This window comes from Undibacterium sp. Jales W-56 (assembly GCF_025548535.1).
Taxonomy (GTDB): Bacteria; Pseudomonadota; Gammaproteobacteria; order Burkholderiales; family Burkholderiaceae_D; genus Undibacterium.
The window spans coordinates 323,795-346,288 of record NZ_JAJLQW010000004.1; the positions used below are offsets into that span (position 1 = coordinate 323,795).

23 protein-coding genes are annotated in these 22,494 nt (G+C 54.5%); 17 read left to right on the plus strand and 6 right to left on the minus strand.

Annotated elements, in window-relative coordinates; all coding sequences use genetic code 11:
* Positions 1 to 16: 16 nt before the first annotated feature.
* Genes LPB67_RS13210 through mpl form a run of 3 tightly spaced genes read right to left on the minus strand, consistent with a single transcriptional unit; the run spans position 17 to position 2,617 of the window.
* The gene (locus tag LPB67_RS13210) at positions 17 to 649 is read right to left on the minus strand and encodes a chorismate--pyruvate lyase family protein (RefSeq protein WP_262837723.1); all 633 of its coding nucleotides are present in this window, start codon (positions 647 to 649) and stop codon (positions 17 to 19) included.
* On the minus strand, positions 639 to 1,220 hold the full coding sequence (locus LPB67_RS13215) for a YqiA/YcfP family alpha/beta fold hydrolase (protein WP_262837724.1): 582 nt from the start codon (positions 1,218 to 1,220) through the stop codon (positions 639 to 641). The genes LPB67_RS13210 and LPB67_RS13215 overlap by 11 nt, the downstream gene beginning before the upstream one ends.
* Positions 1,217 to 2,617 carry a UDP-N-acetylmuramate:L-alanyl-gamma-D-glutamyl-meso-diaminopimelate ligase gene (mpl, locus tag LPB67_RS13220; RefSeq protein ID WP_262837725.1) on the minus strand — a complete coding sequence of 467 codons (1,401 nt, stop codon included), beginning with the start codon at positions 2,615 to 2,617 and terminating at the stop codon, positions 1,217 to 1,219. Before mpl ends, LPB67_RS13215 begins: the two co-directional genes overlap by 4 nt.
* 182 nt (positions 2,618 to 2,799) lie before the next feature.
* On the opposite strand from mpl, the gene LPB67_RS13225 reads away from it, so the two are divergent.
* The 7 genes from LPB67_RS13225 to LPB67_RS13255 all read left to right on the plus strand — a co-directional run bounded on the left by LPB67_RS13225 (position 2,800) and on the right by LPB67_RS13255 (position 8,911).
* On the plus strand, positions 2,800 to 3,393 hold the full coding sequence (locus LPB67_RS13225) for a hypothetical protein (RefSeq protein WP_262837726.1): 594 nt from the start codon (positions 2,800 to 2,802) through the stop codon (positions 3,391 to 3,393).
* Positions 3,390 to 3,929, plus strand: coding sequence for a TlpA family protein disulfide reductase (locus LPB67_RS13230; RefSeq protein WP_262837727.1), 540 nt, complete (start codon positions 3,390 to 3,392; stop codon positions 3,927 to 3,929). Before LPB67_RS13225 ends, LPB67_RS13230 begins: the two co-directional genes overlap by 4 nt.
* Before the next feature lie 67 nt (positions 3,930 to 3,996).
* Positions 3,997 to 4,434 (plus strand): type II 3-dehydroquinate dehydratase, encoded by a 438-nt coding sequence (gene aroQ, locus LPB67_RS13235; protein WP_262837728.1) that lies wholly within the window; start codon positions 3,997 to 3,999, stop codon positions 4,432 to 4,434.
* A 123-nt stretch (positions 4,435 to 4,557) separates the two neighbouring features.
* Positions 4,558 to 5,013 (plus strand): acetyl-CoA carboxylase biotin carboxyl carrier protein, encoded by a 456-nt coding sequence (accB, locus tag LPB67_RS13240; protein ID WP_262837729.1) that lies wholly within the window; start codon positions 4,558 to 4,560, stop codon positions 5,011 to 5,013.
* A 154-nt stretch (positions 5,014 to 5,167) separates the two neighbouring features.
* On the plus strand, positions 5,168 to 6,538 hold the full coding sequence (gene accC / locus LPB67_RS13245) for an acetyl-CoA carboxylase biotin carboxylase subunit (RefSeq protein WP_262837730.1): 1,371 nt from the start codon (positions 5,168 to 5,170) through the stop codon (positions 6,536 to 6,538).
* Between the two features lie 101 nt (positions 6,539 to 6,639).
* Positions 6,640 to 7,551: a 50S ribosomal protein L11 methyltransferase gene (prmA, locus tag LPB67_RS13250; RefSeq protein WP_262837732.1), complete on the plus strand. Its 912-nt coding sequence runs from the start codon at positions 6,640 to 6,642 to the stop codon at positions 7,549 to 7,551.
* A gap of 13 nt (positions 7,552 to 7,564) precedes the next feature.
* Positions 7,565 to 8,911 (plus strand): DUF3426 domain-containing protein, encoded by a 1,347-nt coding sequence (locus LPB67_RS13255; protein ID WP_262837733.1) that lies wholly within the window; start codon positions 7,565 to 7,567, stop codon positions 8,909 to 8,911.
* 312 nt (positions 8,912 to 9,223) lie between these two features.
* Here LPB67_RS13255 and LPB67_RS13260 read toward each other — a convergent pair whose 3' ends face one another.
* The 3 genes from LPB67_RS13260 to LPB67_RS13270 form a co-directional block, all read right to left on the minus strand.
* Positions 9,224 to 10,147 (minus strand): pseudouridine-5'-phosphate glycosidase, encoded by a 924-nt coding sequence (locus LPB67_RS13260; RefSeq protein WP_262837734.1) that lies wholly within the window; start codon positions 10,145 to 10,147, stop codon positions 9,224 to 9,226.
* A 12-nt stretch (positions 10,148 to 10,159) separates the two neighbouring features.
* A complete protein-coding gene (locus LPB67_RS13265) occupies positions 10,160 to 11,251 on the minus strand; it encodes a carbohydrate kinase family protein (protein WP_262837735.1) in 1,092 nt (363 codons plus the stop codon).
* 76 nt (positions 11,252 to 11,327) lie between these two features.
* Positions 11,328 to 11,576, minus strand: coding sequence for a hypothetical protein (locus LPB67_RS13270; protein WP_262837736.1), 249 nt, complete (start codon positions 11,574 to 11,576; stop codon positions 11,328 to 11,330).
* Here LPB67_RS13270 and rbsK point away from each other — a divergent pair.
* The 10 genes from rbsK to LPB67_RS13320 all read left to right on the plus strand — a co-directional run bounded on the left by rbsK (position 11,567) and on the right by LPB67_RS13320 (position 22,471).
* A complete protein-coding gene (rbsK, locus tag LPB67_RS13275; RefSeq protein ID WP_262837737.1) occupies positions 11,567 to 12,496 on the plus strand; it encodes a ribokinase in 930 nt (309 codons plus the stop codon). The genes LPB67_RS13270 and rbsK overlap by 10 nt on opposite strands.
* A 210-nt stretch (positions 12,497 to 12,706) precedes the next feature.
* The gene (locus LPB67_RS13280; RefSeq protein ID WP_262837738.1) at positions 12,707 to 13,708 is read left to right on the plus strand and encodes a BMP family protein; all 1,002 of its coding nucleotides are present in this window, start codon (positions 12,707 to 12,709) and stop codon (positions 13,706 to 13,708) included.
* Between the two features lie 123 nt (positions 13,709 to 13,831).
* Positions 13,832 to 15,391 (plus strand): ABC transporter ATP-binding protein, encoded by a 1,560-nt coding sequence (locus LPB67_RS13285; RefSeq protein WP_262837739.1) that lies wholly within the window; start codon positions 13,832 to 13,834, stop codon positions 15,389 to 15,391.
* 22 nt (positions 15,392 to 15,413) lie between these two features.
* Positions 15,414 to 16,490 carry an ABC transporter permease gene (locus tag LPB67_RS13290; protein WP_262837740.1) on the plus strand — a complete coding sequence of 359 codons (1,077 nt, stop codon included), beginning with the start codon at positions 15,414 to 15,416 and terminating at the stop codon, positions 16,488 to 16,490.
* Positions 16,490 to 17,461: an ABC transporter permease gene (locus LPB67_RS13295; RefSeq protein WP_316685221.1), complete on the plus strand. Its 972-nt coding sequence runs from the start codon at positions 16,490 to 16,492 to the stop codon at positions 17,459 to 17,461. The genes LPB67_RS13290 and LPB67_RS13295 overlap by 1 nt, the downstream gene beginning before the upstream one ends.
* Positions 17,462 to 17,725: 264 nt before the next feature.
* A complete protein-coding gene (locus LPB67_RS13300; RefSeq protein ID WP_262837742.1) occupies positions 17,726 to 18,718 on the plus strand; it encodes a nucleoside hydrolase in 993 nt (330 codons plus the stop codon).
* A gap of 19 nt (positions 18,719 to 18,737) precedes the next feature.
* The gene (locus LPB67_RS13305) at positions 18,738 to 19,580 is read left to right on the plus strand and encodes an isopenicillin N synthase family dioxygenase (RefSeq protein WP_262837743.1); all 843 of its coding nucleotides are present in this window, start codon (positions 18,738 to 18,740) and stop codon (positions 19,578 to 19,580) included.
* Between the two features lie 307 nt (positions 19,581 to 19,887).
* Positions 19,888 to 20,304 carry a cytidine deaminase gene (locus LPB67_RS13310; RefSeq protein ID WP_262837744.1) on the plus strand — a complete coding sequence of 139 codons (417 nt, stop codon included), beginning with the start codon at positions 19,888 to 19,890 and terminating at the stop codon, positions 20,302 to 20,304.
* 395 nt (positions 20,305 to 20,699) lie between these two features.
* Positions 20,700 to 21,431: a Crp/Fnr family transcriptional regulator gene (locus tag LPB67_RS13315; RefSeq protein WP_262837821.1), complete on the plus strand. Its 732-nt coding sequence runs from the start codon at positions 20,700 to 20,702 to the stop codon at positions 21,429 to 21,431.
* A gap of 158 nt (positions 21,432 to 21,589) precedes the next feature.
* Positions 21,590 to 22,471 carry a dienelactone hydrolase family protein gene (locus tag LPB67_RS13320; RefSeq protein ID WP_410482737.1) on the plus strand — a complete coding sequence of 294 codons (882 nt, stop codon included), beginning with the start codon at positions 21,590 to 21,592 and terminating at the stop codon, positions 22,469 to 22,471.
* The last annotated feature ends 23 nt before the right edge of the window (positions 22,472 to 22,494 follow it).

Genomic DNA, 22,494 nt, shown 5'->3' on the forward strand with positions numbered 1-22,494 from the left:
TAGAATACGGCGCGACTTAAATATGCTCCCTAGTAGTATGTATTAACTTCAATTCTGTAATTGCCGGCAAAAACACCTCCGTCACCAGCAAGCTGCTGCCTTTGCGGCGGAACACGGATCGCCTGGCCAGCAGGCTGAATACGCCCTGCGTCACCGCTGCCAATTCGTCGATTGCCAAGATTCTACGCATCAAGGGATGGGATGGCCGCAAGCGTGCGTACATCAGATCGCCACGCTCGACCAGAGGATCATTAAACAGCGTCGTGCCCAAAGAACGCTCCCCGAGCGAACGGAACAAAGGCCACTGGCTCGCACTCGCGGTCAAAGGCACCACCGTGTGCGCATACACCATCGCGCGTCCATCGCAACGCAAAATCACTTCGCGCTCATGCACTTTACTGACCGCCGGCAAACCGATCTGGCTCGCCTCATCGGCCAAACACATGGCGCGGCGCTGATGCAGGCGCTGCACGCGGAATTGCTCGCATCGCGCCACCAGCCGCGCTGTCAGCGAACCGCGATTGGATAGCCAGTCCGCCATGATAGCCGATGCCTGCACCCCATTCACATGGGCAAACCAGTGCGCCCAGGCCGGCGATGCGCTCAAGGGCATGCGATGCAGTTCATCATTTGTATGATTATCCTGCATCACGTTTTGCATCGCAAAATGCCAGTACCTGATCCATATATCCGGCGAAATCCGCCATGCCGTGATCGCTGCCCTGGATCACCAGTTGTTTCGCGCCGGGATAATGCGCGACCATCTCGCGCCAATCCAATACTTCGTCACCGGTTGCCGCCAGCAAAAAATAACGCTCGGGCCGGGTAATTGCAGCAACTTCGTAAGCACGCAATTCCGCCACGTAGCCGGCTTTGAATTCAAACACCTCGTCGCTGTGATACGCCGTCGTCACACCGACATATTTTTCCAGATCGCGCGGCGGCTTGACGGCGGGATTCAGCAGCACCGCCTGATAACCGTAGCGTTCCGCCAGCCAGGTCGCATAGAAACCGCCGAGCGAAGAACCGATCAGCGTCACTTCATGTGCCGGACAGGCGGCGAGAATTTGCTCGGCCTGCCGTATCGCCAGCAAAGGCGAGGCCGGGAGTTGCGGACAAACGTATTCGCCGGCACGGCCGAGACGCTGCATGTAGTCTGCCATCATGCGGGCTTTAAACGACTGCGGCGACGAGCGAAAACCGTGTAAATACACAATCATGCTTGCGCAGCCTTGGTCAGCGCATCCAGCAATTTTTGATGAACGCCACCAAAACCGCCATTGCTCATCACCAGAATATGGTCGCCAGGCCGCGCCTTGCCGACAATATCAGCAATCAGTTCGGCCAGATCATGATGCGCCCGCGCCTTGTCGCCCAGAGGGTGTAAAGTTTCGGCCAGATCCCACCCCATGACGGTGTTGCCTGTTGCCGGCGCACCGTAGGCGAAAACCAAATCCGCCTGCGCCAGGCTGGCCGGCAGCGCTTGTTTCATGGTGCCGAGCTTCATGGTGTTAGAGCGCGGCTCCAGTACGGCCAGAATACGCGCCGCGCCGACTTTACGGCGCAAACCCGCAATCGTCGTCGTGATCGCGGTCGGATGATGGGCAAAATCATCGACTACCGTGATGCCGTTCGCAATGCCGCGCACTTCCATGCGGCGCTTGACGTTGACAAACTGTCCCAAGGCGTCAATTGCAATCGCCGGCGTGACGCCGACATGACGCGCAGCGGCGATTGCCGCCAGCGCATTCATGCGGTTATGCGCCCCATTCAATTGCCAGCGCACCGTGCCTTGCCGCTCACCATTGAATAGCACGTCGAAATCTTCGCCGTCTTTTAATACGAATGACCAGCCCGGCTGATCCGCCGCATTTGCGGTAACGCCGAAGCATTCTTTTTCACTCCAGCACCCGCGTTCAAGCACTCTTTGCAGTGACGCTTCTTGCCCGTTCACAATCAGGCGACCGACGCCCGGCACCGTGCGCACCAGATGATGGAACTGCGTTTCTATCGCGCCGATATCCGGAAAAATATCGGCATGATCGTATTCGAGATTGTTCAGAATCGCCGTCTTGGTGCGGTAGTGGACAAACTTGCTGCGCTTATCAAAGAAGGCGGTATCGTATTCATCGGCTTCAATTACAAAAAAGTCCGAGGCTTGCTGACCGGACAAGCGCGCAGAAATACCGAAATTCAGCGGCACGCCGCCGATCAGGAAGCCCGGCGCATAGCCAGCCGACTCCAATATCCAGGCCAGCATCGCCGAGGTCGTGGTCTTGCCATGCGTGCCCGCCACTGCCAGCACCCATTTATCGCGCAGGATATGCTCGCCCATCCATTGCGGCCCCGAGATATACGGTAAACCGCGATTCAAGATTGCTTCCATCAAGGGATTGCCGCGGGTAACGACATTGCCGATCACATACAAATCCGGCGCAATCGCGATCTGCTCTGCGCCAAAACCTTCGGTCAAACTAATGCCCTGCGCTTCCAGTTGGGTACTCATCGGCGGATAGACATTGGCGTCACAGCCGGTCACCTGATGCCCCGCCTGTTTCGCCAGCACGGCCAGGCCGCCCATGAAAGTACCGCAAATACCTAATATATGAATATGCATAATTGTTTAACTAGACCTGCAGGCCTGCGCGCAAATTTCAGAATCCCGCAATTCTACCCGACAGACGACATCAACAGTCTGCGATTGTGGCTTGGGAAATTGTCCGGCTTGGGAAATCGCGAAACGACATAAAATGCCACTGCCTGGAAACGGCAACGAGTCTTTTAGTTTATGATGCCGCAATGATGATAAGTACTCCTAATCAAGCCGAATCCCTGCGCGCCGAGATCGCTGCGCTGGCGGCTCGCATGATCGCTGAAGACGGTGCCGATTACGGTTCCGCCAAACGCCGCGCTGCCAAACAATTACTAGGCAACCAGAAAATTCGTGGCGATGTCATGCCAGACAATCAACAAATCGAGCAAGAAGTGCGCGAATACAACGCCATTTTTTTGGGCGACAGCCAGCCGCAGCGCCTGCGCGACTTGCGTGCGATTGCGCTCGATGTCATGCAATTATTAGAGCGCTTCAATCCCTACCTGGTCGGTGCAGTTCTAAATGGCACGGCAGGCGAGCATTCGGATATCTATTTGCATTTATTTACCGACAATGGCAAAGACGTCGCGATTTTTCTGTTGAATCAAGATATTCGTTTTGAAGTCACAGAAAATAACTCGAGCAAACGTCATGAACCCGTCGAGACCCTGAGTTTTATGTATCAGCAAGAAGGTGTGCATCTCGCCCTGTATAACCAGGATGATCTGCGCGCAGGGGGCCGCAATGAGCGCGCCAATCTGGCCGCAGTGACTGCGCTAATTTCAGAAAGTCAGGAATGAATCCACGTTTTTTATTCGCCGCCGTACTGGTTGCCCTTGCCTCGCTCACGTTCGGTGTGGTTGCTGCCAACCGGCAGTTAGCACCCACTACGCCTAAAAATACCAGCGTGGCGCAATTACTTGCCCTGTCCTTGCCCGATAGCCAAGGACAAACCCAAAAACTGGCGCAATGGCAGGGGAAATTTCTGGTGGTGAATTTTTGGGCTACCTGGTGCGGCCCTTGCGTGCAGGAAATGCCTGAATTGTCTGCGCTGCAAAAAGATTTGGCGGGCCGTAATGTACAACTGCTGGGCTTGGGCATCGACAGTCCGACCAATATCGCCGATTTTGCTAAAAAATATCAGATTACTTATCCTTTGTTTGCCGCTGGCATGGAAGGTACCGAGTTATCCCGTCAGTTGGGCAACCAGGCAGGCGGATTACCGTTTACCGTGCTGATCGCACCGGACGGCACCATCGCAAAACAGTATCTGGGGCGCCTGAAAATGGATGAATTGCGTGCCGATATAAGTAAACTGACTAAAGCCGTCAAATAGTTTTCCTTGCCAATCCACCACAAATAGCGGCAAAATGCGCCTATCTTCGTGAAACAGAATTGATAATATGGCAAGCAACCTGCTGCTGCTGAATGGTCCGAATCTGAATTTGCTAGGCACCCGCGAGCCGCAGGTGTATGGCGCGACGACGCTAGCTGAGTTGGAAAATGCGGCAAAAATCCAGGCGCAACAGGCTGGCGCAAACCTGACAAGCTTCCAAAGTAATCACGAAGGTGCCTTGATTGACCGTATCCATGCTGCGCGTCTGGAACACATTGACGCCATCATCATCAATCCGGGCGGTTTGACGCATACCAGCGTTGCTTTACGCGATGCACTTGCCGGAGTCGCCATCCCTTTTATTGAGGTACATATTTCCAATGTGCATCAAAGAGAGCGCTTCCGGCATCATTCTTTTCTTTCTGAAATTGCCAAAGGCGTGATTTGCGGCCTTGGTACCGAAGGCTATCGATTAGCGATTGACTTTAGTTTAAAAAATCTTTAAATTCTTGCATCTTCACGCAATTTACTCACATTGGCTTTTATATAGCATATAATTGCGTGCATTCCAATAACGCATGCTGAGACAATTTTCAAGCTCAGACGCATCTTCACTAGGGGATTTCACATGGATTTAAGAAAACTCAAGACTTTAATTGATCTCGTTGCCGAGTCCGACATTGCAGAACTTGAAGTCACTGAAGGCGAAGGTAAGGTCCGGATTGTCAAAACTTCTGCCGTTCCGCAAAATCAAGTCGTGATGATGCAGCCTCAGCACATGCAACAAGCGCCCATGCCGGCGGCAGCAGCCCCCATAGCCAGCGCGCCAATAGCGCCTGTAGTACCGGAAGGTAATGTCGTCAAGTCTCCGATGGTAGGCACGTTCTACCGCTCCTCCGCGCCAGGTTCCGCCCCCTTCGTCGATATCGGCAAAAATGTCAATGTCGGCGACACCCTGTGCATTATTGAAGCGATGAAGCTTTTAAATGAAATCGAGAGTGATTTCAGCGGCACCATCAAACAGATTCTAGTAGAAAACGGCCAGCCGGTTGAATACGGCCAACCTTTGTTTATCGTCGGCTAAGTTCAAGATAACTAGCCTGGACTTCGTTTTAAGACAGGCCAAGATATCAGAACGGCTAAACTCAGTATTCCACGTTGTGTACGCTGTGAGTTTTGTACCCAAGTGACGATACTGCCTGCAACGCTGCAAGCACTGCTACTGCAAAATTTATATCATGTTTGAAAAAATTCTAATCGCCAACCGGGGGGAAATCGCGCTACGCATCCAGCGCGCCTGCCGTGAAATGGGCATCAAAACCGTGGTCGTTCACTCCGAAGCTGATCGCGAAGCAAAATACGTAAAACTGGCGGACGAATCTGTCTGCATCGGCCCGGCGCCATCCAATTTAAGCTACCTCAGCATGCCAGCGATTATCAGCGCGGCGGAAGTCACCGATGCGCAGGCGATTCATCCGGGCTATGGTTTTTTATCTGAAAATGCCGATTTTGCTGAACGCGTAGAACAATCCGGTTTTATTTTCATCGGCCCACGCGCTGAGTCGATCCGCTTGATGGGCGACAAAGTGTCCGCCAAGCACGCGATGATCAAAGCCGGCGTGCCTTGCGTGCCGGGTTCGGAAGGGGCTTTGCCAGACGATCCTAAAGCGATCGTCCAGACCGCGCGTAAAGTCGGCTATCCGGTCATCATCAAAGCCGCTGGCGGTGGCGGTGGCCGCGGCATGCGTGTGGTGCATACCGAAGCCGCGCTGCTGAATGCGGTCACCATGACCAAAACCGAAGCCGGCGCCGCTTTCGGCAATCCGGAAGTGTATATGGAAAAATTTCTGGAAAATCCACGCCATGTGGAAATCCAGATCCTGGCCGATCAGCACGGCAATGCGGTCTGGTTAGGCGAGCGCGATTGCTCGATGCAACGTCGCCATCAAAAAGTCATCGAAGAAGCGCCGGCACCAGGGATTCCACGCAAGATTATTGAAAAAATCGGCGACCGTTGCGCCGCAGCCTGCCGCAAGATCGGCTATCGCGGTGCAGGTACCTTTGAATTCCTGTACGAAAACGGCGAGTTCTATTTCATCGAAATGAACACCCGTGTACAGGTTGAGCATCCCGTGACTGAAATGATCACCGGCATCGACATCGTGCAGGAACAAATCCGTATTGCTTTTGGCGAAAAACTCCAGGTACGACAAAGCGATATCGAGTTGAAAGGTCATTCCATCGAATGCCGTATCAATGCGGAAGACCCGTTCAAATTCATACCGTCACCAGGTCGCATCACATCATGGCATGCGCCGGGCGGACCTGGCATTCGCGTTGATTCACATGCGTATGCGGGTTACTTCGTGCCGCCGAACTATGATTCCATGATCGGCAAGGTCATCTCTTACGGCACGACACGCGAACAAGCCATTCGCCGTATGCAGATTGCGCTGTCCGAGATGGTTGTCGAGGGTATCCAAACCAATATCCCTTTGCATCGTGAGTTGATGGTCGACGCAAGATTCATCGAAGGCGGTACCAATATTCACTATCTGGAACACAAGCTGGCGGAAATGCCGGATCTGGCAAAGAAAAATAAGTCGTAAGTCGGTTTTTCAGACTTTTAGGACTAAAAAAGTAATTCAGGACGCACTGATCCATCGATCCCTTGCGTCCTGATGCAGGGTCTGTTAACAAGGATATGAAAATGGGTTGGATAGAAATCGTTATCGAGGTCGCGCGCGATCATGCAGAAAGCCTGTCAGATGCGCTGATGGAGGCTGGCGCCTTATCGGTTTCTGTTGAAGATGCCGACGAAGGTACCGATGCGGAAAAGCCCTTGTTCGGCGAACCGGGCATGGAGCCGGAAGAAGCCGCATGGGACCGCAGCCGCGTCGTCGCTTTGATCGCAGAAGATGCCGATCCTGTCGCCATTTTGAGCGCAGCGTCGAATGAAATTGGCCTGCCAGCGGTCCCTGGCTACACCACCCGTAGAGTGGAAGAACAAGATTGGGTGCGACTGACCCAATCTCAGTTTGATCCTATCCATATCGGCAAGAATATCTGGGTAGTTCCGAGCTGGCATGAAATTCCCGATCCCCATGCGCTGGTGCTCGAATTGGATCCCGGCCTGGCGTTCGGCACCGGTAGCCATCCGACTACCCGTCTCTGCATGGAATGGCTGGAAGCCCATGCCCCCAAAGATTTGTCGGTGTTAGATTACGGTTGCGGCTCAGGCATTCTCGCCATGGTCGCGAAAAAACTCGGCGCACACTCTGTGGTCGGCGTGGATATCGATCCGCAAGCCATCGAGTCCGCGCAGTTCAACGCACAACGCAATCACTGCGACATCACGTATGCATTGCCTGAAGCTTTTGCACTCTCGCATCCGATCGGCCAGCAGTTCGATGTGGTCGTCGCGAATATTCTATCCAGTCCGCTGAAAGTCATGGCACCGATGCTGGCAGGTCGCGTCGCGGCTGGCGGCGCTCTGATTTTGTCCGGCGTCTTAGCGCGTCAGGCCGACGAAGTCGCCGCAGCCTATGCACCGTTTATTCAACTTACGGTCTGGGCAGAGCATGAGGGCTGGGTTGCCTTGTCCGGTCGTCGTTCTGCCTGAGGACTAGCGAAACATGGCACTCGCCACCCAATGCCCCCACTGCAATACAACCTTCCGGGTTGCCAATGATCAGTTGAAGTTGCATGGTGGCCTGGTGCGTTGCGGCTCCTGCCAGCAGACTTTTAACGGCATCGAACATTTGCTGGCACCGACGGCAACGGCAGCATCGCGGCCATCCTCCACGGCAACACCATCCCCTTCCACAGTGCCGTTTGAAGAAGCGCCGGCCAGCGTCGCAACAAGCACGGCGCTCGCAGAGCCTCAAGCCACGCCGGAAGAAACGTCTGCCGGTGAACCCGTTCACACTGCGCACGACAATGCGACAGAAATATCTGCCGCGGAAAACCATATTGACAGTGCCGAGCCGACAGTCGCGGTCATACCCGATGCAGGTATCGCACACGAAATAAGCGCTGACGATCTTGATTTCGATATGGGCATCGATGAGCCTGCGATGGATAGCAGTGCGCTCACCCCATCAACGACGCCACTCGATGACGAACAGATCAACAAGGTAGAACTGGAAACACGGATTGCCTTGATGGATGATCCCTCATGGTCGGCAGCCGAAGCGGACACGTCCAGCGCAGATGCCATATCGGCGCATGAGTCGGACTCCGCTAACTGGCCGGAGCCGCATTTAGACGATGCCGGCAACAGTTTGGATAACGACGCCGCAGCAGTTGCCCACGAACCGGTTCAAGATGCAAATAGCGATGATGCAATCTATTCCGGCGAGCCGGAGCAGCATTTACATGACGGTTTGGAATTCGACGCCAGCGGCAAATCCGACTCGATTACGGACGACTTGTCGCAGCCGGAACATCAGGCAGAATTACCGGGATTCATCATCGCCGCGGAAAAAAACAAAGGCCGCAGTCGCTGGATCCGTGTTGCGATGATCGTTTTTTCTTTGCTTATGCTATGCACGCTGCTAGGCCAGATCAGCTACAGTGCCCGCAATCAAATCGCCGCCTGGTTGCCGCAAACCAAACCGGCATTGAGCGACGCCTGCAAATTATTGAAATGCCAGATCAGCCTGCCCGCGCAAATTGATCAGCTCTCCATCGAATCGAATGAACTGCAAGCCCTGTCTACCGCCAGAAGCGTATTTTCACTCGCAGTGCAATTGCAGAATAAAGGTTCATTGACGCAGGAATGGCCGATGCTGGAATTGGTCTTGAACGATGCAAAAGACAAGCCGGTCCTGCGTAAAGTCTTCACCCCGGCCGATTATCTGAACAATAAAACCGATCTGCCTAAAGGCTTCCCCGCCTCCAGCGAACAAACGGTCAAATTGTATTTTGAGTTATCCGACCTCAAGGCTGCCGGATACCATGTGAGTATTTTTTATCCCTGATGGCTGACCTGAATGTATTGTTCCCGCCTGCCAAGCTGATTTATTAAGGCTTACGCAAAACGACAAGCTGTTTCTCACAATGCAGATTGAACCCGCAGGCTGGATGCGGCTTGCAGAGGTATTTCGTGCCAACAGGCGCATCCGGCTTGCGGGTTCATTTGAATATCATCACCCCATGAATGAAGTCTTTCCTCTCCTGTTTTTTCTCTGTGTCTGCGTGTCTCTGTGGTGCGAGGTTTTGGTTTTTGCGTAAATCCTATTTATTCAACGTATTTATTTAGCTTACTTATTCAGCTCAATTACTCAATTCACTTACCCGGCTTGATTCAGTGAATTCAATGCCACGGCCAGGCGTGCACCCGCCACCGCATTATTCTTTACCAGAGCGATATTGGTGATCAGGCTACGCCCTTCGGTCAACTGCTTAATCCTGTGCAGTAAAAATGGTGTTACCGCCTTGCCGCTGACGCCTTGTGCCGCAGCTTCTTGCAAAGCCTGTTCTGTGATCTGATCGATCTCGGCCTTGGGCATCGCCTCGCCCTGCGGCACTGGATTGGCAATCACCACGCCGCCTCGCAAACCCAGGCTCCATTTGCAACGGACGAACTCGGCCTGCTCCGGTGCGCTATCCAGGCGGAAATCAGCTTTAAAGCCGCTATCGCGGGTGAAAAAAGCCGGGAACTCTATTTGCCCTACGCTCACCACAGGCACCCCGTGGGTTTCCAGATATTCCAGCGTCAATCCCAGATCCAGTATCGATTTCGCTCCTGCGCACACGACTGCAACCGAGGTCTGCGCGAGTTCCTGCAAATCGGCCGAGATATCGAAACTGGTTTCGGCACCGCGATGCACGCCGCCAATACCGCCGGTGACGAATACCTGTATTCCCGCCAGTTCCGCGCAGATCATGGTTGCCGCAACGGTCGTGGCGCCCAGCTTGCCGCTGGTAAGCACATACGGTAAATCACGACGACTGACCTTCATCGCTTCCGGTGCGCTGGCCAGGTGTTCCAGTTCGGCATCCGATAAGCCTATCCGTATCTTGCCGTCGATAATCGCGATCGTCGCCGGCACCGCCCCCGATGCGCGGATCAGCTGCTCGACTTCGCGCGCCGTCTGGACGTTTTGTGGATAAGGCATGCCATGCGAAATGATGGTCGACTCCAAAGCGACGATGGCTTTGCCTTGCGCTTTGGCGTGAGCGACTTCTTCTGAAAAAACGAGATGGTTTTGCATGGCGATCAATTTCTATTCAGTTAGGTGAGTCAAAGTATCGGGGGTCAGGTCGGGACAAACGGTGGCCGCGCTCTGTAAGGTCAGCGCAGCCAAATGCAGGCCGCGCTGTGCGGCCGTCAACATGTCGGCGTTATCCTGGCACAGCGACCAGCAGACTGCCGCGGCAAAGGCATCGCCGGCACCGGTAACGTCCTGCACCGCAACGACCGGCGCAGCTAGCTGATGCCAGGCAGGGCCATCGGTCAGCATCACGCCAGCTGCGCCGAGAGTCACCATCACATCTTGCGCACCTTGGGCCTGTAACAGCCGGCACGCATGCCTGATCTCATCTTCGGTGATCAAAGCCTGTACGGTACGCGTTTCCAGTTCGGCACGATTCAACATCAACAGGCGCACGCCTTGCAAATTGGCGGGCAAGCGATTCATCTTCGGTTGCGACACGGCGACCAGTATCAGGGCATGCTCGCAGCGTATCGCTTCGGCCTGCAAATACTCGATACTGGATTTGGGTAAATTCAAATCTGCCACCGTCATGAGTGCCGCCGACCTCTGGGTTTGACGACTCGATAAAAAAGCGACGTCGAGCTGCTCGCATAATTGCATGTGCGCCAGCGCCAGTAGCATGTCGCCATCGGCATCGAGAACCGCGGTATAACTGCCGCTCCCCTGCCCTGCCAGCGTCAGGCAGGCACTGGTGTCTATCCCGGCAGCACGTGCTTGCCGCAGCAAATCCGCACCTGCGGCATCGTCGCCGGTGGCGCAGATCAGGCTCGACGGCAAACCCAAGCGCGCCAGGTTCTCGGCGATATTGCGTGCCACGCCGCCAAAACTTTCATGCTGGCTGACCGGATTCGAGGTGCCCATTTGCAAAGCACCCAAGGTGCGCACTTTGCGATCGATATTGGCACCGCCTATGCACACCACAGGCCGACTCTGAGGAAACACATAGGCACGGCCCAGCAGACGTTTTTCGCGGATCAGGCTGGCGATATGGCCGGCGACTGCAGAACGCGACAATTGCAGGCGCTCTGCCAACTCCTGCTGCGAGACGAAAGGTTGCGCGTGGATAATCTGATATACCTGCTCTTTTTTTGATTCGGTCACGAGACGTCCAAAAGAGTAATTCAATGAGAACATAACAAACATTTGTTTACAACAATAAACAAATGTCTTTTTATTGTCAATCAAACTTGAATTTTTGACGTATTTTTTGCAAGATGTGAATATGGAAGAACGCTATCGACATCTTGATTTGACACCACCAGCCATCCCGTGCAAAATCGGCAACATTTTGGATTTGAAGCAAAATTTCAACGCTTTGCAGATTAGTTCTTGACTTGCATAAGCCCACCATAGTTAAATGGGAAATCGATTGCGCAAACGATTGCGCACTCATTTTTTTAGCCAAGAGATCGTCAAATGAAGCCACGCATCGCCGTAGTTGGTAGCGTCAATATGGACCTGGTGTTTCGCACCCCTCGCATGCCCGCCGTTGGCGAAACCATGCATGGTCATGAATTTCGTCAAATTCCCGGCGGCAAGGGTGCCAATCAAGCCGTTGCGGCCGCACGCCAGGGAGCGGATGTCAGCTTTATCGGCGCAATTGGCAAAGACGGGTTTGGTGAATTTTCTCAGGCCTGCCTGGCAAAAGAAGGCATAGAACTCAGCCATCTGGCAAGCATCGATGGCGTCGCCACTGGCGTTGCCGGTATCCTGGTCGAAGACAGCGGCAACAATAGTATCGTTCTGGCCGCAGGCGCCAATGCCCGCGTGTCGGTTGCGCAAGTAGACCAAGCCACTGCCGCTATCAGTACCGCCAGGCTGTTGTTATGCCAACTGGAAACACCGCTGGCCAGCGTCGAACGGGCGATCCAGATTGCGCATCAACACCAAGTCGGCGTCATCCTGAACCCGGCTCCTGCGCAAGATTTACGCGACGATTTATTGCAACTGGTCGACTACCTGGTAGTCAATGAAACTGAAGCGTCCCAGCTCAGCAACATCGCCGTCACCGATCAGGACAGCGCCAAATCAGCTTCGCAGGCTTTGCTCAAGCGCGGTGTCGGCACAGTGCTGCTGACCATGGGCGAACATGGCGTGATCATCACGGATAACACGGGCAGCCAATTTATTGCGGCGATCAAGGTCGATGTAGTTGACACCACAGCCGCCGGCGATACCTTTGTCGGCGCTCTGGCGGTCGGCCTGGCGAATGGATTGAGCGTGCTGGATGCCAGCGGAGAAGCGCAATACACAGCGGCGCTGACCGTGACGAAACTGGGTGCGCAAACCTCCATCCCGCATCGGCAGGATGTGCTGGAATTCATGCAGCGCCGCAAGGCTGCATGAATATCTTGGGAACAAATACGCCGGATGCGGTCGCTGCGCCCATCACCTCAGCACTGCGGCAACAGAATTTGAAATAAAATCGGCGCTGCCAGACCGGAATAGAAAGACCATGTTAGGCTTGCTAGCTGCTGCTAAGAATACCCTTGAAATGATTTGAATCTGCCTGGCCACCAAACATCTCCAACGAATACGACCGACGAGGATATACCGATGAAACTGAAGCATCTTTGCCTGACCATGACCGCTGTATCGAGCCTGTTCGCTGCCAATGTGCGCGCCGCCGATCCTAAGCTGGCCGTGATTTATGACGCAGGTGGCAAGTTCGACAAATCCTTCAATCAATCGGCCTCGGAAGGCGCAGAGCGCTTCAAAAAAGAAACCAAGATCGCCTACCTCGAAGTGCAGGTCGCCAGCGACACCCAGACCGAACAGGTGTTGCGTAACCTGGCACGCAAGAACGTCGACCTGATCGCTGCCATCGGTTTTGCCCAAAGCCAGGCGGTACAAAATATCGCAAAAGAATTTCCAAAAACCAAGTTCGTTCTGATCGATGGCGTCGCCGCCGGCGACAACGTCAGTTCCGTCCTGTTCAAGGAGCAAGAAGGTTCGTATCTGGTCGGCGTAGCGGCCGCGATGGCCAGCAAATCCAAGAAAATCGGCTTCGTCGGCGGCATGGATATTCCACTGATCCGCACCTTTTCCTGCGGCTATACGCAAGGCGCCAAAGCAGTAGACGCCAAAGTCGATGTCACCAGCAATATGGTCGGCACCACAACGTCCGCATGGAACGATCCGGCCAAAGGCGGCGAACTGGCACGCGCCCAGTTTGAGCGTGGCGTCGACGTAGTCTTCGCCGCCGCCGGTGGCAGCGGCATGGGCACACTGCAAACCGCCAAAGAAAAAGGCAAGCTGGCCATCGGCGTCGATTCAAATCAAAACTACCTGTATCCGGGTACCATGCTGACTTCGATGGTCAAGCGCGTTGACCAGGCCATCTACGACAGCTTCATGCAAATCAAAAATGGCAACTGGAAAGCCGGCGTCATCAATAAAGGCCTGAAAGAAGGCGGCGTTGACTGGGCCCTGGACAAAGACAATCGCAGTCTGATTACACCGGAAATCGAAAAACGCGTGAACGCGGCCAAGCAAGACATCATCAATGGCAAGGTCAAGGTCATCGATTTCCGCGAGGGTAGTAAGTGCCCGGTTTGATAGTGATTGAGCGCCGCTGCCCACATCTGTGTAAAAGGTGATGGGCAGAATAAATTTTCCGATGACAGTCATTCATCTATCACCGTAGCCATCCTCATTCAGTCCATTTTTCACCATCCCTGTATGCACGCAGCCGTAGAATTCCAACAAATCTCGAAACGCTTTGGCGCAGTCCACGCCAATCGCGACGTGAGCTTTTCTATTGCGCCGGGCAGTATTCATGGCGTCATCGGTGAAAACGGCGCAGGTAAATCGACCCTGATGAGCATCCTGTACGGCTACTATCGCGCCGACAGCGGCAGGCTGCAGATCAATGGCCAGGCCCAACAGATCCGCAACAGCCAGGAAGCCATCAAGCTTGGTATCGGCATGGTGCACCAGCACTTTATGCTGGTAGAGAATATGACCGTGCTGGATAACGTGATGCTCGGCTCCGAAGGAGGATTCCGCCTCGCTGCACATCGTACCGAGATCGAAAAAAAGCTGCGTGAGATTTGCCAGCGCTACGCACTCGAGGTTGATCCATTGAGCAAAATCCAGGATCTCTCAGTCGGCCTGCAACAACGGGTTGAAATCCTCAAGCAGATCTACCGCAGCGCCAATATCCTGATCCTCGATGAACCGACTGCGGTCCTGACCGTACAAGAAACCGCCTCGCTATTCGATGTGCTGCGCCTGTTTAAAGAGCAGGGCAAGACCATCATCCTGATCACGCATAAGCTACAAGAAATTCTCGACATCACGGATCAGGTCACCGTGATGCGCGCAGGCACCGTGGTCGGCTCGGTCGCCACCGCAACTACGAATAAAGAAGAACTCGCGAACCTGATGGTGGGCCGTCCTATCCAGACGCAATTGCCGCGTGCGCCGTACGCGCCAGGCCAGACCGTGCTGGAAGTCAAGCACCTGAATTTACGCAGCAAGCAATCGGTGGCACTCTTAAAAGACATCAACTTCACACTCCGTGCAGGTGAAATTGTCGCCATTGCCGGGGTCTCAGGCAACGGTCAAAGCGAATTACTGGAAATCCTCTCGGGCATGCGTTTGCCGAGCAGCGGCGAACTGCTAATGCAGGGCAAGGCGCTGCCTATCGCCAGACGCAAAGATGCCGACGGTTTGCCGGCACGCTTCCGCGAACTCGGGATTGCCCATGTGCCGGAAGATCGCTTGCGGGACGCGGTCGTAAAGAATTTTTCGGTGATGATGAATAGCTTTCTCGGCTACCAAAAACAAGTCAAAAAGCGCTTCGGTCTGCTGGACCTGAAAAGCACCCTCAGCCACTGCACCGACCTGCTGAAAAAATTCGACGTGCGTCCTTCCGATCCGGCATTGCGCATCGCCTTGCTGTCGGGCGGCAACCAGCAAAAGGTGGTGATTGCACGCGAGATCGCTGCCGCCCCTAAACTGATGCTGGTCGGTCAACCGACCCGCGGCGTCGATATCGGCACCATAGAAAACATCCACGCCCAAATCCTGGCAATGCGCGATGCCGGCGTCGCGATCTTGCTGGTCTCGGTAGAACTGGAAGAAGTCCGTGCGCTGGCCGACCGCATCCTGGTCATGTCCGACGGCTGCATCACGGGTGAATTGAAGGCGGAAGAATTCGACGCAACGCGCATCGGCCTGCTGATGGGCGGCTCCTCTGCACACCCGGTCAAGCATAGTCATGAGTTACAGCGATGAATCACAGCAATGAATCACAGCAATGAATAATACCGAACTGCCGCGCTGGGCCACAGCGATCGCCCTGCCTTTACTCAACTTGCTGTCCGCATTGCTGGTGGCGGCGTTGGTGATCTACCTATTGGGTGAGAGTCCGATTGAATCATTAGGTATTTTGCTCAATGCCGCCGTGCTGAATCCCGAAGGCCTGGGCTATACCCTGTTTTACGCCTCGACTTTTATTTTTACCGGCTTGTCCGTCTCTATCGCGATGCAGGCGGGCCTGTTCAATATCGGCAGCGAAGGCCAGATGTATATCGGTGGTCTTGGCCTGACGCTGGTGTTGCTGGCACTCGATGCCAGTCTGCCTGGCTGGCTGCTGATTCCTTTAGCGATTATCGGCAGCGCGGTGTTCGGCGCGGCCTGGGCCTATCTGCCCGGCTATCTGCAAGCCAGGCGCGGCAGTCATATCGTGGTGACGACCATCATGTTCAACTTCATTGCGGCGAGCCTGATGAATTTTGCGATCGTGACTTACCTGATCCCGACAGGCCAGCAAAACCCCGCCAGCCGCGTCTTCGCCGAAACCGCATGGCTGCCGAAGTTGAATGCGATCTTGCCCGTGCTCGGCGAAACCCCGCTGAACATCAGCTTCATCCTGGCGCTGGTGGCGCTGGCGATTTACGGCATTGCAGTGTGGCGCTCTGCCTGGGGCTACCAGTTGCGCGCCACCGGCATGAACCAGCATGCCGCCCACTATGCGGGTATCTCGATCACAAAAACCATCTTGCTTGCGATGCTGATTTCCGGCGGGCTGGCCGGTCTGGCGTCGGTGAATTCCCTGATGGGTTCCACCCATTACCTGAATCTGAATTTCCCGGCAGGCGCAGGGTTTATCGGTATTGCAATTGCACTGATGGGACGTCAGCATCCGCTCGGCATTTTGCTGTCATCGATCCTGTTCGGCGCCCTGATTCAGGGCGGCTTCGATCTGTCGCTGGAAAAACCGAATATTCCGACCGAAACGTTTATCTTTATCCAGGGCCTGATCATCTTGTTTTGCGGCGCCATGGAAAACCTGTATGCGCCGGTGTTGGCACGCGCACTGAAGCGGAGTTAATGATGTTTGATGATTTTCATTTCGCCAGCATACTGGTCTCTACCATCCGCAATGCGCCGGTCCTGATTTTCGCCGCGATGGCAGGTCTGTTTGCCGAACGCAGCGGCGTGGTTGATCTGGCGCTCGAAGGCAAGATGCTGGCCTCCGCCTTCGCCTCGGCTGCAGTGGCCTACACCACGCAAAATCCGTGGCTAGGCATACTGGCGGGACTCGGCGTTTCTGTCGCAATCGCTTTGCTGCAAGGCTTCGTCAGCATCACGCAAAAAGGCAATCAGTTGGTCGCCGGTATTGCGATCAATATCGCGATGAGCGGCCTGACCTTCGTACTCGCCCAGTTCTTCTTTTCGCAAGGCGGCCGCACACCCGATCTCGCTCAGGCGCGCTTGTTCGACATCGCCTTGCCGGGTACCGCCGCCCTGGAAAACATGCCATTGATAGGCTGGCTCTATGGCCAATTAATCGGTGGTCACAGCGTGCTGGTGTACCTGGCGTTCGCCCTGATCCCGCTGGTGCACTGGGTGATTTATCACAGCCGCTTCGGCTTACGCTTGCGCGCCGTCGGCGAGAATCCGCATGCGGCCGATGCAGCAGGGATCAACGTCGAACGCACCCGTTTCATGGCGATGCTATGCGCCGGCGTCCTGTGCTCGTTTTCCGGCGCGTATCTGTCTATCATACAAAGCGGCTTCTTCCTGCGCGACATGTCGGCCGGTAACGGTTACCTGGCCTTGACTGCACTGGTGTTCGGCAACTGGCGCCCTTTGCAAACGGCATTGGGCTGCCTGATGTTCGGCTTTTTCACGGCGCTGCAAGTACAGATCGAAGGGGTAGAATTCCCCGGTATCGGCAAAGTCCCAGGCTCATTGATACAGATGATTCCGTATGTCGTCACGGTGATCGTATTGGCAGGCCTGATGGCGAAATCCGTCGCGCCAAAAGCGATTGGCGTGCCGTTTGTGAAATCGCGTTAAAAATTAAATCCCCCTAATCCCCTCTCCCGCCAGCGGGAAAGGGCTAGGGTAAGGGTGCTGGCAAACGACGTGCTGAACACAATATCGGGCGCTACATTATGCGGCGCTTGCCATTGAATTGCATCGCCCGACACCGTAACGGATACACAACGAACAGCAATGTTCGGCAAGGTTTTCGACCTCCTTGAACCGGGTCAACCGCAACAAGTCATTTCGCGTCTGGGTTCTGTTAATGGCCAGCCGGAGTAATTTTGGAGAACATCCATGCAAGCAAAACACAAAGTCATTTTTGATACGGACCCAGGTGTGGACGATGCAATGGCGCTGTACTTTGCACTCGCCCATCAAGACATCGACGTGGTCGGCATCACCACCACTTTCGGTAACGTGTATGTAGAACAGGCGACGATCAATGCCTTGTATCTGACCCGTATCGCAGGTCGCAGCATCCCGGTAGCACAGGGCGTCAACGTACCATTCGCCAAAGCAGCCGGTACCCCGCCGGATTTTATCCACGGTGCCGACGGTCTCGGTAACTTGACCAACCGCATCGAGGTCGGCGGTAAAGCCGAAGTCGAGAGCGCGGCGGAATTCATCGTCAAAATGGCACGCCAGCATCCGGGTGAAATCACCCTGGTTGCAGTCGGTCCGCTGGGCAACCTGGCTTTGGCGCTGAAGATGGAGCCGCAACTGCCTAAGCTGCTGAAAAAAGTCGTGTTGATGGCCGGTGCCGTCGATGAGCCTGGCAATGTATCGCCGGTCGCCGAAGCCAATGTCTGGAACGATCCTGATGCAGCGGACCTGGTGTTTACCGCAGGCTGGGATCTGACCATGGTCGGCCTGGACGTCACCCATCGCGTGGTATTGCCATCGAGCTTCTTCGCCCGTCTGGCAGTGCAGCACCAGCACGTCGCGATGGATACCCTGTCGCACGCGGTGAATTTCTATGCGAACTTCTACCAGAGCATCCGCCCCGACCTCGGTCATGCCTGCTATGGCCATGATGTACTGGCGTTTGTGTGGCTGGTCGCGCCGGAGATGTTCGAAACGCAAAATGGTCGTGTGCGCGTCGCCAAAGAGGGTATCGGCAACGGTCAGACCATGATGGCAAAACTCGCCATCCCTTACCCGCAAGCGGGCTGGGAAATCAGCAAGCCGGAGACCCGCGTTTGCATGAAAATCGATGCCGATGCCTGCGTCAAATTGATCGATGCGACCTTGTCCGGCAACTGGTTACAGCCAGCGCTGAACCAGTAACAGCAAAAGAGGAGAGATCATGTTTATCGAACCAGTTGATTACCGCAGTCCGGATGCGGCCAAAAAATTCACCGAAAGCCTGCACCACACCGGCTTTGGCGTCCTGACCAATCATCCCTTGTCGCAAGATTTGCTCAACACCATTTACAAGGAATGGTATGACTTCTTCCAGACCGACGCGAAGAACAAATACGACTTCGATGCCGAAAAAATGGACGGCTATTTTTCGCCAAAAATTTCTGAAACCGCCAAGGGCAATACCAAGCGCGACCTGAAAGAGTTTTACCATATCTACCCCGAAGGCCGCTATCCCGCCGAGGTATCGGATGCGGCGCGTCAGTACTACGATCAGGGCAACCAGCTCGCGACCGAATTGCTGCAATGGGTGGAGGATCACACGCCGGCCGACATCAAAGCCAAATACTCGATGCCGCTATCCGACATGATCACCGACAGCGACCTGACCTTGCTGCGGGTATTGCATTATCCGCCGTTGCGTGGCGATGAAGAGCCGGATGCGGTGCGCGCGGCAGCGCATGGCGACATCAATCTGCTGACCGTATTGCCGGCGGCGACGCAGGCAGGTTTGCAGGTGTTGGGCAAAGACGATACCTGGCATGATGTGCCCTGCGACTTCGGCATGCTGATCGTGAATATCGGCGACATGCTCGATGAAGCGTCGCAAGGTTACTACCCGTCGACCATCCATCGCGTCTTGAATCCGACCGGCGAAGAAGCGAAAAAATCGCGTATTTCCTTGCCGCTGTTCCTGCATCCGCGTCCTGACGTGGTGCTGTCGGAGCGTCATACTTCCGGCAGTTATCTGCAAGAACGTTTGAAAGAACTCGGCGTCAAGAAATAAAGTTTCAAAAGGGAGCTTCTAAAAACCTAATCGAGATGCAGCGCTAGGCAGGGTTATCAAATCGACGCAGCAATACGTCGGTATTGCGAGGCTTTGCAACGACACGATGCGTTCGAGTATGGAGTTTTTAGAAATTCCCAAAAACGCTCCCGCTTTATTCATAAGCCTTTCCAGCCATTTTCAGCCTGAAAGCCGCACCGGATAAGCGGGATTGATTTTGAAATGATGGCGAATCGATCTGCCTAGTCCGACTATTCTGACTATTCTGACTATTCTGCCAACCCCTTCACACCCAAAGAGAATCCGCATGACCACCCAAGACCTCACGCAACATTTGATCGCCGAAGCCCAGCAAGCCCGCGAACGCGCCTACGCGCCCTACTCCAGGTTTAAAGTCGGTGCCGCGGTTCAGACCAAGGACGGCACCATCTTCCGCGGCTGCAATATCGAGAACGCCTCCTACGGCCTGTGCAATTGCGCCGAGCGCACCGCCTTGTTCAGCGCGATTGCAGCCGGCTATCGTCCGGGCGATTTCGCTGCAATCGCCGTCACCGGCGACACCGACGGCCCGATCGCGCCCTGCGGCGCCTGCCGCCAGGTCATCATCGAACTCGGCGGACCGGCATTGCCTGTGGTGCTGAGCAATTTAAAAGGCGAAATCAAACACACCACGGCCGGCGCGCAATTGCCGGATGCGTTTTATCTGGCGCCGGACGCCAATTAAAAACCGATAAACTGATTGCCTAAACGCAATTACCCTGTCGATTGTAATCGGACAAGATAGATTCTTGTCCTCCCCCTCCTTGCTTAGCGTAAGCGACTTGCTATTCTAGGCACGAACAAGTGCCGCCCTAATGCTACTATCGTGTGTGCGATCTGCGTCATTAGGTTTTCTGCCGTCATCCTATTGCAACCCATAAATGTGCTGGAACTTGGTGCTGCGATGATACAAATAAAAACTACACCTGCCGGACCCGCACTTATCCAGAAAACTTAAGCAAATTCGTCCAGGTAAAGCGATCTGCGAAATCGGCGAAGACAGCAGGCATGAATACAGTCGCCTGCTTGAGTATGTTTTGCAGCAACGTCTACCCTAACCAACATCAACGGCAACACACCATGTCCACATCAGAAACCAAGCCAGAACCCGATCCGCGGCAAAACCGCATACTGGCGGCTCTTCCCAAATCAGAATATGAAAGACTATTGCCGAACCTGAAGTTTGTAGAAATGCCGCTAGGATGGACGGTGTCTGAATCCGGCGACCATGTTGATTTTGTCCATTTCCCTATCAGCGGAATCGTCTCTTTGATTTACGCTCTCGAGGACGGCTCCACCAGCGAAACCGCACTGGTCGGCAATGAGGGAATGGTGGGCATCTCTATTTTTATGGGCGGCGAGAGCATGCCAACCAGCACCGAGGTGCAAAGTGCCGGGGGCGCATTCAAATTAAGTCGCAAACTCATGAAACAGGAGTTTGAATTAGCCGGCGAGCTACAGCGGCTGGCGCTGCTATATACCCAGGCGCTCATTTGCCAGACCTCGCAAACGGCGGTCTGTAACCAACACCACGCCCTCGATCAACAGCTCTGTCGCTGGTTATTGATGAGCATGGACAGGCTGCAGGATAATCAAATTATCATTACTCAAGAAATGGTGGCTAATTTATTGGGTGTGCGGCGAGAAAGCATCACTGAAGCGGTTGGGCAACTGCAAAAAGACGGCATAGTTGAACGTGCGCGTGGCCGTATTACGGTGAGCGATAGAAAAAAGCTAGAGAAACGTGTTTGCGAATGTTATTCAGTCGTCAAAGAAGAATACGAACGGCTGCTTCCTTTCGAAAAAAAATAAACCTATTTTTATCCCTGCTGTCTGGGCATCGCCCACTCATGAATCTTGCCTGAAAGCAGGTCATTTATTCGATAGATCACTGATCAATACGATAGTTGATTTTGCGGTATGCTTTAGCTGCTTTTTTAACAGCGACACTCATTCCCACAGGAGTAATCATGCAAAACCAACAGGATTTCGATAGTCTGGTAGGCAGATCAAAATTAAACGACGGTATCGACCGTCGCACTTTTATCCAGACCGCGGTGGGCGTCGGCTTTGCCGCAGCCGCCTTGCCCGTGATGGCGCAAACCATGATCAAGACCGACACCCATGGCCTGACCGCCGGTGTCGTCATGTTGGAAATCGCCGGCCAGAAAGTACCGGTGTACCGCGCGCAGCCTGAAGGCAAAACCAATCTGCCGGTCGTGCTGGTGGTTTCCGAAATTTTTGGGGTGCATGAACATATCGCCGATGTCGCCCGCCGCTTCGCCAAGCTCGGTTACCTCGCCCTGGCACCGGAATTATTTGTACGTCAGGGCGACGCCAGCAAGTATCCGAACATCGGCGAACTGATTAAAGAAGTCGTCTCCAAAGTGCCCGATGCGCAAGTCATGTCCGATCTCGATGCCGTGGTCGCCTGGGCCAGCGCCAACGGCGGCAATACCGGCAAGCTGGCAATCACGGGTTTCTGCTGGGGCGGCCGCATTACCTGGATGTACGCTGCCCACAACCCCGGCGTCAAAGCCGGCGTGGCCTGGTACGGCCGTCTGATAGGCGAACCCAATCCGCTGTCGCCAAGCAACCCGATTGATATCGCTGCGAATTTAAAAACACCTATCCTGGGCCTGTACGGTTTGAAAGACACAGGCATCAGCCAGGAGTCGATCAGCCAAATGACGGCGGCCTTGAGCAAAGGGCATAGCAAATCGACCTTTAAAGTCTATGAAAATTCAGGCCATGCCTTCCACGCCGACTATCGTCCCAGCTATGTCGAAGCCGACGCCAAGGATGGCTGGAGCAGTTGCGTTGCCTGGTTTAAAGAACACGGCGTGGCGTAACCATCGCAACAAGCTGAATCTCA